The organism is Flavobacterium anseongense (assembly GCF_021608185.1).
GTDB lineage: Bacteria > Bacteroidota > Bacteroidia > Flavobacteriales > Flavobacteriaceae > Flavobacterium > Flavobacterium anseongense.
This window is the reverse complement of the sequence record NZ_JAKIHN010000001.1, coordinates 647348-659611: the sequence shown is the minus strand read 5'-3', so window position 1 is coordinate 659611 and position 12264 is coordinate 647348. Positions and strand designations below refer to the sequence as shown.

The 12264-nt window shown below is 35.6% G+C and carries 14 protein-coding genes; 7 read left to right on the top strand and 7 right to left on the bottom strand.

All coding sequences use genetic code 11. The annotated features are described in order from the left end of the window. Window positions 1-73 precede the first annotated feature (73 nt). From pgi to L1S35_RS02935, 3 genes are all read left to right on the top strand, one after another. On the top strand, window positions 74-1717 hold the full coding sequence (gene pgi / locus L1S35_RS02945; RefSeq protein ID WP_236396420.1) for a glucose-6-phosphate isomerase: 1644 nt from the start codon (window positions 74-76) through the stop codon (window positions 1715-1717). A gap of 86 nt (window positions 1718-1803) precedes the next feature. Beyond that, the gene (locus L1S35_RS02940) at window positions 1804-2226 is read left to right on the top strand and encodes a hypothetical protein (protein ID WP_236396418.1); all 423 of its coding nucleotides are present in this window, start codon (window positions 1804-1806) and stop codon (window positions 2224-2226) included. An 84-nt stretch (window positions 2227-2310) separates the two neighbouring features. Then, a complete protein-coding gene (locus L1S35_RS02935; RefSeq protein ID WP_255700818.1) occupies window positions 2311-2850 on the top strand; it encodes a septal ring lytic transglycosylase RlpA family protein in 540 nt (179 codons plus the stop codon). Here the strand turns inward: L1S35_RS02935 and L1S35_RS02930 are convergent, their stop codons facing one another. Beyond that, the gene (locus tag L1S35_RS02930; RefSeq protein ID WP_236396416.1) at window positions 2851-3318 is read right to left on the bottom strand and encodes a CYTH domain-containing protein; all 468 of its coding nucleotides are present in this window, start codon (window positions 3316-3318) and stop codon (window positions 2851-2853) included. A 211-nt stretch (window positions 3319-3529) separates the two neighbouring features. On the opposite strand from L1S35_RS02930, the gene dinB reads away from it, so the two are divergent. Continuing rightward, on the top strand, window positions 3530-4612 hold the full coding sequence (gene dinB, locus L1S35_RS02925; RefSeq protein WP_236396414.1) for a DNA polymerase IV: 1083 nt from the start codon (window positions 3530-3532) through the stop codon (window positions 4610-4612). A 48-nt stretch (window positions 4613-4660) separates the two neighbouring features. Here dinB and L1S35_RS02920 read toward each other — a convergent pair whose 3' ends face one another. The 6 genes from L1S35_RS02920 to L1S35_RS02895 form a co-directional block, all read right to left on the bottom strand. After that, window positions 4661-5413, bottom strand: a complete 753-nt coding sequence (locus tag L1S35_RS02920) for a Bax inhibitor-1/YccA family protein (protein ID WP_370641042.1) — start codon at window positions 5411-5413, stop codon at window positions 4661-4663. A 23-nt stretch (window positions 5414-5436) separates the two neighbouring features. Then, entirely contained in the window at window positions 5437-6867 is a 1431-nt protein-coding gene (gene pyk, locus L1S35_RS02915; RefSeq protein ID WP_236396410.1) for a pyruvate kinase, read from the bottom strand. A 5-nt stretch (window positions 6868-6872) separates the two neighbouring features. After that, on the bottom strand, window positions 6873-7358 hold the full coding sequence (locus L1S35_RS02910) for an IPExxxVDY family protein (protein WP_236396409.1): 486 nt from the start codon (window positions 7356-7358) through the stop codon (window positions 6873-6875). A 114-nt stretch (window positions 7359-7472) separates the two neighbouring features. Next, window positions 7473-8213 carry a ribonuclease III gene (rnc, locus tag L1S35_RS02905; RefSeq protein WP_236396407.1) on the bottom strand — a complete coding sequence of 247 codons (741 nt, stop codon included), beginning with the start codon at window positions 8211-8213 and terminating at the stop codon, window positions 7473-7475. Window positions 8214-8220: 7 nt separating this feature from the next. Then, entirely contained in the window at window positions 8221-9474 is a 1254-nt protein-coding gene (gene fabF / locus L1S35_RS02900; protein WP_236396405.1) for a beta-ketoacyl-ACP synthase II, read from the bottom strand. Window positions 9475-9652: 178 nt separating this feature from the next. Next, window positions 9653-9889, bottom strand: coding sequence for an acyl carrier protein (locus tag L1S35_RS02895; RefSeq protein ID WP_007137004.1), 237 nt, complete (start codon window positions 9887-9889; stop codon window positions 9653-9655). Between the two features lie 225 nt (window positions 9890-10114). Here L1S35_RS02895 and purN point away from each other — a divergent pair, with 225 nt between their 5' ends. From purN to L1S35_RS02880, 3 genes are all read left to right on the top strand, one after another. Next, window positions 10115-10678, top strand: a complete 564-nt coding sequence (gene purN / locus L1S35_RS02890) for a phosphoribosylglycinamide formyltransferase (RefSeq protein WP_236396403.1) — start codon at window positions 10115-10117, stop codon at window positions 10676-10678. A gap of 67 nt (window positions 10679-10745) precedes the next feature. Beyond that, window positions 10746-11225 carry a ribonuclease HI gene (rnhA, locus tag L1S35_RS02885; protein WP_236396401.1) on the top strand — a complete coding sequence of 160 codons (480 nt, stop codon included), beginning with the start codon at window positions 10746-10748 and terminating at the stop codon, window positions 11223-11225. Between the two features lie 75 nt (window positions 11226-11300). Beyond that, window positions 11301-12227: a PfkB family carbohydrate kinase gene (locus L1S35_RS02880; protein WP_236396399.1), complete on the top strand. Its 927-nt coding sequence runs from the start codon at window positions 11301-11303 to the stop codon at window positions 12225-12227. Window positions 12228-12264 lie beyond the last annotated feature (37 nt).

Genomic DNA, 12264 nt, shown 5'->3' with positions numbered 1-12264 from the left:
ACAACGTTAGCGTAAAAGATTCCTAAATTTTATACCAATCATATTTGTAAATTTGTCATTCAAAATCAATAAAATGGCTTTACCAAATATAAATCCGACCACCACAAAGGCTTGGGAAAAACTCAATCAGCATTACGCTCAAATGAAGCATATTTCCATGACGGAAATGTTTGCAAATGATAAATCAAGAGCGGAAAAATTTCACATCCAATGGAATGATTTCCTAGTTGATTATTCTAAAAATATAATCAATCATGAAACGCTGACTTTACTTCAGGATTTAGCCAAAGAAGTAAACTTAAAAGTAGCAATCGACAGCTATTTTTCAGGAGAAAATATCAATCAAACCGAAAACAGAGCCGTGCTTCACACAGCATTACGTGCTCCACAAAATGCAACGGTTTTAGTTGATGGAGAAAATGTATTGCCTGAAGTTTATCAGGTAAAAAATAAAATAAAAGACTTCAGTAACGAAGTTATTTCAGGGACAAGAAAAGGATATACCGGAAAAGCTTTTACAGATGTTGTAAACATTGGAATTGGCGGTTCAGATCTTGGCCCGGCAATGGTTGTTGAAGCGTTGCAATTCTATAAAAACCATCTGAATGTTCATTTTGTTTCGAATGTTGATGGTGATCATGTGAATGAAATCATCAAAAAATTAAATCCCGAAACCACACTTTTTGTAATCGTTTCTAAAACATTTACAACGCAGGAAACCTTAACCAATTCAGAAACGATCAGAACTTGGTTTTTAAAATCAGCCAAGCAGGAAGATGTTGCCAAACACTTTGTGGCGGTTTCAACCAATATTCAAAAAGTTACCGATTTCGGAATTAATCCAAACAATATTTTCCCAATGTGGGATTGGGTTGGCGGACGATTTTCACTTTGGAGCGCTGTTGGTTTATCTATCAGTTTAGCAGTCGGATTTGACAATTTCGATGACTTGCTTAAAGGCGCAAACGAAATGGACGAGCATTTTAAAACGACTGATTTCGAAGAAAATATTCCGGTTGTTTTGGCACTGCTTAGCATTTGGTATAACAATTTTTTTGGAGCTGAAAGCGAAGCATTAATTCCATACACTCAATATTTACAAAAACTTGCGCCATATTTGCAACAAGGCATTATGGAAAGCAATGGTAAAAGTGTTGGACGTGATGGCAAACCGGTAAATTACCAAACGGGAACAATCATTTGGGGTGAACCGGGAACCAATTCACAACACGCTTTCTTCCAATTAATTCACCAAGGGACAAAATTAATTCCAACTGATTTTATTGGATTTGTAAAACCACTTTACGGAAACCAGGATCATCACGACAAGTTGATGTCTAACTTTTTTGCACAAACCGAAGCCTTATTAAACGGTAAAACCGAAGCACAGGTTAAAGCTGAATTTGAAAAACAAAATATATCAGGAGAAAAAGCGGCATTCTTACTTCCATTCAAGGTTTTTAAGGGCAATAAACCAACGAATACTTTTTTAATAGAAAAACTCACGCCAAAAACTTTGGGTTCTTTAATCGCGCTGTATGAGCATAAAATATTTGTTCAGGGAATTATTTGGAATATTTTTAGTTATGATCAATGGGGCGTTGAATTAGGAAAACAATTAGCCAATTCTATTTTGGATGAAATACACGATTCAAAAGTGAAACAGCACGATAGTTCAACAGAATTTTTACTCAAGCATTTCCTGAAAAACAAATAATTATCAAAAAAACGGTCTCGTTATTTAAAACGAGACCGTTTTTTTATGCCTTTTTCGTTATATTTGTTACTCTAAAAAATAAAACGATGTACACTTTTGTTCAAAAATTCCATTCTGGATGGGCTTATTTAGCTTTATTATTATTAGTTTTTGCAGTGGTAAATTCATTTCTTGGAAAAACCTCTAAAAAAGAATTCACTGCCAAAGACCGAAAAATTGCGTTGTTTGGACTTATTGCTACACACATACAATTAGTAGTCGGTTTGATTCTATATTTTGTTTCTCCGCTTGGCTCCGCTTCAATTGGACAAATGGCAGAATCGGATGTAAGATTGACATGGTTGGAACATCCACTAATAAATATTTTGGCGATTGTTTTAATAACTATTGGTTGGTCAAAACATAAAAAAGCAGCCACCAGTGAAGCAAAATTTAATAGCATTTTTATATTCTACGGGTTGGGATTGCTGTTAATTTTAAGCCGAATTCCATGGAAGTTGTGGTTTTAAAAAGCAAAACTTAAAGTCCTGAAAAGGACTTTTTTTATCAAGGTACACTTTTTGTAATGAAGCCCTCAAATTAAAATACCACTTATGAATAATAAGATATTTATACTGTTTTTTGTACTGTTTACCTCTTTATTTACAGGTGTTTCAGCCCAAAGTAAGTATCACAAAAAAGCTAAAAGCAAAGCGAAAACAGCCAAAGTTACTGAAGCTAAAGAGCCCGAAAAAGTTGCCGCTGCTTTCAAAGTTGACACTTCTAAAATTAAAACAATCTTAGAAATCGATTCTTTAGACTTTTATCTTGCTAATTCAAAGTTAAAGTTGATCAAGAAAAATGCACATGCATCTTATTATCATAACCGATTTCACGGAAGACGAACTGCCAGCGGTAAAAAATTTGACAATAACGGATACACAGCAGCCCACAAAAAACTGCCTTTTGGTACAAAGGTAAAAGTAACCAACGAAGCCAATGGAAAATTCGTAATAGTTGAGGTTACTGACCGCGGGCCATTTTCAAAAGCACGTGAAATAGATTTAAGCAGAAGAGCATTTATGGAAATAACTTCTAACAAAAATTCAGGCGTCGTAATAGTGACAATAGAAGAAGTGATTCAACCAAAATAATTACCAATTTTTAAAAGGTTTAACACTCAAATAAGCATTATAAAACCGTTCGTCATTAGTGACTTCTTTACCAAGCCAATTCGGTTTTTCAAAAGTTTCGTCTTCAGATTGCAGTTCGATTTCGGCAACAACCAAACCTTCATTTTCGCCGACGAAAACATCAACTTCATAAATATGATTTCCCACTTTTACCTCGTGGCGAATCTTATCAATAGTGCCACTTTCGCAAATAGTCAAAAGCTTTTCTGCATCCTGTAACGGAATCTCAGTTTCCCATTCCAAACGCGTTGTGCCTGTTTCGTTTCCTTTTCCTTTGATGGTCAAAAACCCCTTGTCTTCCTTAATTCTGATGCGAACTGTTCGCTCCGGATTAGAGTTCAAATACGCCTGAACGATTCTTTTTTTGGCGAAAGCCTCATTTATAAAATCATTCGAAAGCACTAAAAATTTACGTTCTATTTCTACCATTTTTTAGGAGCTATTTCCAGCTTTCCACTATATCTTTTTTGTTTAAAAAAACAAAAAAGGATACCGTTGCAATCTGGGCTATTTCTTCAAATACAAAGCATTCACCAAACACCTATAACAAATAAATACTCGGTGTCTTAAATCGAAAGATTCACCGAACACTTATAACAAATAAACACTTGGTGAGGTAAATATATTATAAATTTGTGATATGGCTGAACCAATTCCATACAGAAAAATTATTCATATCGACATGGATGCATTCTATGCTTCTGTTGAGCAAATGGATAATCCGGAACTAAAAGGGAAACCGTTAGCCGTTGGCGGAAGCGAAACACGAGGCGTAGTTTCGGCAGCAAGTTATGAAGCCAGAAAGTTTGGAGTAAGAAGCGCGATGAGTGGCGTTCAGGCCAAAAGAAATTGTCCCGATTTGATTTTCGTCCGACCAAGATTTGACCGTTATAAAGAAATTTCAAAACAAATCCGAAAGATATTTCACGAATACACCGATTTGGTCGAACCCTTATCTTTAGATGAAGCATATCTGGATGTTACGCAAAACAAAAAAGGAAATCCAAGTGCGACATTAATCGCACAGGAAATCAGAAAAAGAATTTTCGAAGAAGTTGGACTAACAGCTTCTGCCGGAATATCAGTCAACAAATTTGTGGCAAAAGTAGCCAGCGATTACAACAAACCCAACGGACAAAAAACAGTAAACCCCGAAGAAGTAGAACCTTTTTTGGAAAACTTAGACATCAAAAAATTCTATGGCGTTGGTAAGGTAACAGCTGACAGAATGTATCATTTGGGGATTTTTACCGGTAAAGATTTAAAGTCAAAATCGGCTGAGTTTTTAGAAGAACACTTCAATAAAAGTGGTTTGTATTATTATAACATCGTACGCGGAATTCACAACAGTCAGGTAAAGCCTAACCGAATTACAAAATCGGTCGCCGCTGAACATACGTTTAACGAAAACCTGACGTCAGAAATATTTATGATAGAAAAGCTGGAGCGCATAGCATCTGAACTCGAAAACCGTTTGAAGAAGTACAACATTTCAGGGAAAACGGTAACGTTAAAAATTAAATACAGCGATTTTACGACACAAACGCGAAGCAAAACACTGCCTTACTTTATTTCGGATAAAGGATTGATTCTGGAGACGGCAAAAGAGCTGTTATATCAGGAACGAATGAAAGAATCCGTTCGATTGCTCGGCATTTCATTAAACAATTTAAATACCGAAATCAAGAAAACTGTTGTGGTGCAATTGCGGTTTGAGTTTTAAGCATAAAAAAAGCTGCCGATTGGCAGCTTTTTCGTTTATTAAATGAGATTATTTTCTGTTAAGTTTAGAAAGCAATCGTAAGAATTCGATATATAACCAAACTAACGTAATCATTAATCCCATAGCGCCATACCATTCCATGTATTTTGGCATTTTTTGTTGTACGCCTTTTTCAATTTGGTCAAAATCCAAAAACAAATTCAAGGCAGCAATTACAATCACAAAAACACTGATACCGATACTCATCATAGAATTTCCGTAATGCACCGGTTGGAAACTTGGGAAAATCAATGTTGCAATCCATGAAATCAAATAATAAGTAGCGATAGCTAAAGTAGAAGCTACGACAACTGATTTAAATGTTTCGGTAACTTTTACAATTTCATATTTATATAATCCGAAACAAACCATAAACGTTACAAAAGTGCAACTTACAGCCTGAACTACAATTCCAGGATAAGCAACTTCAAAAATTGCTGAAATCCCACCAATAAATAAGCCTTCAAAAATGGCATAACCCGGTGCTAAATATCCGGAAAGTTGCGGTTTGAATGTGGCAATTAGTACCAAAATAAAACCAACAATTGCTCCACCAATAGCAAAAACAATTGGATTCGTCATTGACCAGGTTATTGCGGCACTGGCAACCAATAAAATCAACATTAGGAAACTTTTATTAATCGTTCCCGAAACAGTCATTGTTTCATTACGATCAATAATAACAGCATCATGCGTAACACCATCGTTATTTTCTTTAAACGATTTTGTTTTAAAAAAAGGATTATTTGAGTTCATAATTATTTTATTTATTAAAGTAAATGTAATTATTCTATTTCAGAAACACGTAAAGTATTCACCATTCCTTTATCAGCAACCGGCATGGCTGCCAGGTTGATAAGCATATCGCCTTTTTTTACGTATCCTTTTTCTTTGGCAATTTCATTCACATCACCAACAGTATCGTCGGTGCTTACGAATTTGTCATAAAAGAAGGCATTAACACCCCAAAGCAAACTTAACTGCGTTAAAATTCTTTTGTTAGATGTGTAAACTAAAATATGCGATTTTGGTCTCCAAGCCGAAATCTGAAAAGCTGTATAACCGCTATTGGTTAAAGTTGAAATGGCTTTTGCCTTAATCTCGTTGGCCATAATCGCCGCGTGATAACAAATCGATTTAGTAATAAAACGTTTGGTTCTAACGTGAGGCGGATTTTGTGGTACAATTATCAGTGGAGAATCTTCAACAGCTTCAATGATTTGCGTCATTTTTTCGATTACTTCCACAGGATAATTTCCAACCGATGTTTCTCCCGAAAGCATTACTGCGTCAGCACCATCCATAACAGAATTTGCTACGTCATTTACTTCGGCACGAGTTGGCGTTAAACTCGTAATCATCGTTTCCATCATTTGTGTTGCCACAATTACCGGGATACGGGCTGTTTTGGCTCTGTGAATTAATTTCTTCTGAATCAACGGAACTTCATGCGCCGGAATTTCCACACCCAAATCACCACGGGCAACCATTAATCCATCGCAAAAAGCTACTATTTTATCAATGTTTTCTACAGCTTCGGGTTTTTCAATTTTTGCAACAATCGGAATTTTATAAGACGAATGTTTGGCAATCAAATCCTGCAATTCTTCTAAATCTTTTGGCGTTCTAACAAAGGAAAGCGCAATCCAATCTACTTGTTGTTCGATAGCAAACATTGCATCTTTGATGTCTTTTTTTGTCAAAGCTGGTAAAGAAACTTTGGTTTGAGGGAGATTGACTCCTTTTTTAGATTTTAAAGGGCCGCCTTGAATTACTTTACAGACTACTTCGGTGGTGCCATTTGTTTCGATAGCTTCAAAAATTAGCTTTCCGTCATCTAAAAGAATTTGTTCACCCGGATTTACATCTCTTGGAAATTCGATATAATTCATGTAAACACGTTCCTTTGTTCCCGGAACATCTTCGGCAGTTTGAAAAGTGATGATATCTCCGGGGTTCACAACCACATCTTCTTTCATCACACCAACGCGAAGTTTTGGACCTTGTAAATCGGCTAAAATTGCGGTGCTGTATCCAAATTCATCATTCAAACCTCTAATGATATCAATTCTTTCTTTTACATCGGTGTAATCGGCGTGGGAAAAATTAACACGAAACACATTTACTCCAGCGTCGATCATCTTCTTAATTACTTCCTTCGAACTACATGCAGGACCAAGTGTGGCAACGATTTTGGTTTTTTTTCTAGTTGGCATTATATTTAAAAAATTAAATTATTTTTTGATTTTATTTTTTCTACTTCTACAGCGTAAACAGTGCTTACTCTATCTATTTTTTTAATACTGTTTGTAATTTTTGTCATATCAATTTTGACTTCCCCATTTTCAATTTTTAAAAAATAATCTACTTTTTTAAACTCGGGAATCAAATAAATTTTTGTTGAAAATTTATTATTGCTTTCGGCAAATAACCCTTGATTGCCACTTGGTGAAGGAACAAAAACATCATTTTGATTTTGAACTAAATTCCACACAATATCTTTTGAATCTTCAAAAACAAATCGCGTAAACTGTGTTTCACCTTCTTTATTGCTAATCTGTATATTACAATTGCCTTTTTTGAGATTAACTGGTAGATTTTGGTTGATATAATAAGCCAATCGATAGTCTTCTAAAGTCGAATGTATCGCAATTAACTGATAATCTATTTCGTCAAACTCTTCAAGATGCAATTTGTGAACAGCCATAAATTCGCAAAATTAGATGTAAATATAGTTTATCTGTAACAGATTTCCACATACAATAGTTTAGCTTAACGATATTTTATGAACTCAAACGTTATAGTTTTTGGAGAATCCGCATTATTTATTGTCAATTTTTTCCTGAAATGCAAAATAAGCGCGTTGTGCTGCTTTTTCTTCTGCTTTCTTTTTTGATGTTGCTCTGGCTTTGGCAATTACTTTATTATCGATGCTAAGTTTAACGCCAAAATATTTTTGCCCATCATTTCCATTGTCATCAAATACATCAAAAAAGAATGATTTTTTTTCCTTTTGACACCATTCAATCAGCAGGCTTTTGTAACTGATAACTTTTCCTTCCAATTTGGCTATGTCAACATACGGTATGATAACGCTTTTTTGGATAAATTTTTCACAATAATCATAACCTTTATCAAGAAAAATAGCGCCAACCAATGCTTCAAAAATATTTCCGTGTATGTTTTCGCCAAAGTGTTGTGTGGGCACTTTACTTTCCACAAATCGGATTAAATTTAAGTCTCTTCCCAATTCATTTAAATGTTCCCGACTCACAATTTTGGAGCGCATTTTGGTCAAATAACCTTCATCGCCGGCAGGAGCTTTGTTGTAAAGATGCGCAGCAATTACGGCACTTAACATGGCATCACCCAAAAATTCCAAACGTTCATAATTCATAGGATTTCCCTTTAAATCCGTTTGATTTGTAGAGCGGTGAGTGAATGCTTTTTGGTAATAAATAATAGATTGGGGTTTGAAACCTATTATAGTTTGAATTTCATTAAAAAAAAACCCGTCCTCTTTTGAACGGGATTTTTGAAATATATTTTTTAGAATTTTCATCTAGGGATTAAGCTTCAAGTTTTTTGAATAAAACGCAAGCGTTGTGACCACCAAATCCAAAAGTGTTACTCATTGCCACATTGATTTCTCTTTTTTGAGCTTTATTCAATGTTAAGTTCAAACTTGGGTCAATATTTTCATCCACAACAGTGTGATTAATCGTCGGAGGAACGATGCCGTTTTTCATTGCCAAAATCACTGCAATAGCTTCAATCGCACCAGCTGCACCAAGTAAATGACCTGTCATCGATTTGGTAGAATTGATATTGATTGTTTTGGCATGATCACCAAAAACAGCACTTATCGCTTTTAGTTCGGCAACATCACCAAGTGGCGTCGAAGTTCCGTGAGTATTGATGTGGTCAACTTGTTCCGGTTTCATACCGGCATCACGCAAGGTGTTTTCCATTACAGCAATTACACCAATTCCTTCAGGATGTGGAGCGGTTAAGTGATAGGCATCAGATGACATTCCGCCACCACCAATTTCACAATATATTTTAGCACCACGGGCTTTTGCATGTTCGTATTCTTCAAGGACTAATGCACCGGCACCTTCGCCAAGAACAAATCCGTCACGCGTTGCATCAAAAGGTCTTGAGGCAGTTTCCGGACTGTCATTTCTTGTTGACAGAGCCTGCATCGAATTAAATCCGCCCATTCCTGCAATAGTTACCGCAGCCTCTGAACCACCTGAAATAATAACATCACACATTCCTAATCGAATGTAATTAAAAGCATCAATCATGGCATTGGCAGAAGAAGCACAAGCAGAAACGGTAGTATAATTTGGACCCATAAAACCATTTCGCATCGAGATGTGAGCTGGAGCAATATCGGCAATCATTTTTGGAATAAAGAAAGGATTGAAACGAGGTGTTCCGTCGCCTTGTGCATAGCTGATTACTTCTTCCTGGAAAGTTTCTAATCCGCCAATTCCTGCGCCCCAAATTACACCAACTCTTTGTTTGTCAACATTGGTATCAGTAATTCCTGCATCAGCAATGGCTTCCTGACTTGCTGCAACAGCATATTGGGCAAATTTGTCCATTCTTCTTGCCTCTTTGCGATCCATATAATCTTCAATGTTGAAGTTTTTGACTTCGCAGGCAAACTTTGTCTTATGCTTTTCGGTATCGTAATAAGTAATTGGAGCAGCACCACTAACGCCATTTATCAAGGCTTTCCAGTATTCTTCGATGGAATTTCCAATTGGTGTTATTGCGCCCAAACCGGTTACTACAACTCGTTTTAATGTCATAATTTATTTTTTACAATTGTATTTAAACAAATAATACCCATGTTTTCTTCAAATATAATCATTAAAGAGACAAGGGTATTTCAATATTTTTGGGATTGGATGTCAATCAGTTTTACTCTTTTCAGTAAAAATAATAAAAATCCGTGAAACTAGTTCAAGTCTCACGGATTAGTGTTTATTATTTTTTTGCTTCTTCGATGTAAGAAATAGCTTGACCTACAGTAGCAATGTTTTCAGCTTGATCGTCCGGAATTTGAATATCAAATTCTTTTTCGAACTCCATAATCAACTCAACAGTGTCTAATGAATCAGCTCCTAAATCATTTGTGAAGCTTGCTTCTGTTACAACTTCGTTTTCATCAACGCCTAATTTGTCTACAATAATCGCTTTAACTCTTGATGCAATGTCTGACATAATTTCTAATTTTTAATTTTAATTTGTTGGCAAAAATAAAAAACTTTATCTTAAAACAACATTTTTGTTAGTAAATGTACCACGAAAATAAAAAATATATTTCAGAATCTTGTAATATCATGGCTTTAATTCGAGTATTTATTCTTTTTTTTGTGCTGTAATTTATTTTCTATGAAATCGCCTTGGCGATTCCATGTTCAAATAAAAAACAAATATAATCTTCGCATGAAAAAGGTTTTGCTTTTTGCTTCAGGCACTGGTTCCAATGTGGAAAATATTATTCAATACTTCAAAAATCGCCATGATATTATCGTGGTTGGTGTCTTCACGAACAATCCAAATGCCAAAGTTTTAGAAAAGGCAAAAATACATAATGTTCCAGCACTAATCTTCAACAAAGAACAGCTCTCAGAAGGTTTTGTTTTGGATAAAATTGTGGAATTCCAACCCGATTTAATAGTTCTGGCAGGTTTTCTTTGGAAAATGCCCGAAGAAATTGTAGCAGCTTATCCGAAAAAAATCATCAATATACATCCCGCACTGCTCCCAAAATACGGAGGAAAAGGAATGTATGGCATGAAAGTACATCAAACAGTTTTGGATAATAGAGAAAAAGAAACCGGAATCACCATTCATTATGTCAACGAACATTATGACGAAGGCGAATTTATTTTTCAGCAAAAAGTAAATATCGAAGATTGCGCTTCCGCAGATGAAATCGCCTGCAAAATTCACGAACTAGAACACGAGCATTTTCCTGAAGTAATTGAGAGATTGTTAGAAGGTTAGATTATTAGACTTCTTAGAAGAACTTCTATATTTACAATTCCAATAATCCAACAATCTAATAATCCAAATGTCACACCAAGTCCACATATACACCGACGGCGCAGCCAAAGGAAATCCCGGAAACGGTGGTTATGGCGTTGTAATGGAATTGGTTGGCACAAATTATAAAAAAGAATTCTACGAAGGTTTTCGTCATACAACCAATAACCGAATGGAATTGCTAGCAGTAATCGTTGGTTTGGAAAAAATAACAAAACCCAACATGAAAGTCTTAGTTATTTCCGATTCGAAATATGTAGTCGATGCTGTCGAAAAAAAATGGGTTTTTGGTTGGGAGAAAAAAGGCTTCAAAGACAAAAAGAATCCGGACTTGTGGATGCGTTTTCTAAAAATTTACCGTCAGCACCAAGTCGATTTTAAATGGATAAAAGGGCATAATAATCATCCGCAAAATGAACGCTGTGATGAGTTGGCCGTAATGGCTTCGGGTTTGCCCAATTTATCTGTCGATGCTTTTTATGAAAAAGAAGAGCAAAAACTACTCTAAAAATTGCTTTCCAATAACCTTTGCAACTATCAAACTTTAGGCTTATCTTTGCGCCTTTAATTTGAAAACCAGACAATGAACAAACTTTTAATAGTGGGAACGGTTGCTTTTGACGCTATCGAAACTCCTTTTGGGAAAACAGACAAAATTTTAGGTGGAGCAGGAACTTTTATTGGACTTTCGGCTTCGCATTTTAACTTGCAATCGGCTATTGTTTCGGTTGTTGGAGATGATTTTCCACAAGAATATTTAGATTTATTAACGTCAAGAAATATTGATATTTCGGGATTAGAAGTTGTTAAAGGCGGAAAGACTTTCTTTTGGAGTGGTCGTTACCACAACGATATGAACTCGAGAGATACTTTGGCTACCGAATTAAATGTGTTGGCTGATTTCAATCCGATTGTTCCTGAAAATTTTAAAGATGCTGATGTGGTGATGTTAGGAAACTTACATCCAATTGTGCAAACAGGAGTTTTGAATCAAATGGCACAAAAACCAAAACTAGTTGTATTGGATACAATGAACTTTTGGATGGATTGTGCATTACCTGAATTATTAGACGTAATCAAACGCGTTGATGTAATTACAATCAATGATGAAGAAGCGCGTCAGTTATCAGGAGAATATTCTTTGGTAAAAGCTGCTAAGAAAATCCACACTATGGGGCCAAAATATGTAGTGATTAAAAAAGGAGAACACGGCGCATTGATTTTCCATGATCATGAAATTTTCTTTGCTCCGGCATTGCCTTTAGCTGATGTATTCGATCCGACTGGTGCTGGTGATACGTTCGCAGGTGGTTTTGCAGGATTCATTACGCAACAAGGAGATATTTCATTTGATACCATGAAAACGGCAATCATACAAGGTTCTAATTTGGCTTCTTTCTGCGTTGAGAAATTTGGAACCGAAAGAATGTTGAGTTTGACAAAACACGAAGTTAACGAGCGACTAAAACAATTCAAAGCATTAACACAATTTGAAATAGAATTATCATAAATTTATGCCTCGAATTTTCGGGGCATTTTTGTTTTAC

What these genes read in the sequence shown, in the direction of transcription:
- pgi (WP_236396420.1), top strand. Translation starts at nt 74, where the DNA reads ATGGCTTTACCAAATATAAATCCGACCACCACAAAGGCTTGGGAAAAA.
- L1S35_RS02940 (WP_236396418.1), top strand. Translation starts at nt 1,804, where the DNA reads ATGTACACTTTTGTTCAAAAATTCCATTCTGGATGGGCTTATTTAGCT.
- L1S35_RS02935 (WP_255700818.1), top strand. Translation starts at nt 2,311, where the DNA reads ATGAATAATAAGATATTTATACTGTTTTTTGTACTGTTTACCTCTTTA.
- L1S35_RS02930 (WP_236396416.1), bottom strand. Translation starts at nt 3,318, where the DNA reads ATGGTAGAAATAGAACGTAAATTTTTAGTGCTTTCGAATGATTTTATA.
- dinB (WP_236396414.1), top strand. Translation starts at nt 3,530, where the DNA reads ATGGCTGAACCAATTCCATACAGAAAAATTATTCATATCGACATGGAT.
- pyk (WP_236396410.1), bottom strand. Translation starts at nt 6,867, where the DNA reads ATGCCAACTAGAAAAAAAACCAAAATCGTTGCCACACTTGGTCCTGCA.
- L1S35_RS02910 (WP_236396409.1), bottom strand. Translation starts at nt 7,358, where the DNA reads ATGGCTGTTCACAAATTGCATCTTGAAGAGTTTGACGAAATAGATTAT.
- rnc (WP_236396407.1), bottom strand. Translation starts at nt 8,213, where the DNA reads ATGAAAATTCTAAAAAATATATTTCAAAAATCCCGTTCAAAAGAGGAC.
- fabF (WP_236396405.1), bottom strand. Translation starts at nt 9,474, where the DNA reads ATGACATTAAAACGAGTTGTAGTAACCGGTTTGGGCGCAATAACACCA.
- L1S35_RS02895 (WP_007137004.1), bottom strand. Translation starts at nt 9,889, where the DNA reads ATGTCAGACATTGCATCAAGAGTTAAAGCGATTATTGTAGACAAATTA.
- purN (WP_236396403.1), top strand. Translation starts at nt 10,115, where the DNA reads ATGAAAAAGGTTTTGCTTTTTGCTTCAGGCACTGGTTCCAATGTGGAA.
- rnhA (WP_236396401.1), top strand. Translation starts at nt 10,746, where the DNA reads ATGTCACACCAAGTCCACATATACACCGACGGCGCAGCCAAAGGAAAT.
- L1S35_RS02880 (WP_236396399.1), top strand. Translation starts at nt 11,301, where the DNA reads ATGAACAAACTTTTAATAGTGGGAACGGTTGCTTTTGACGCTATCGAA.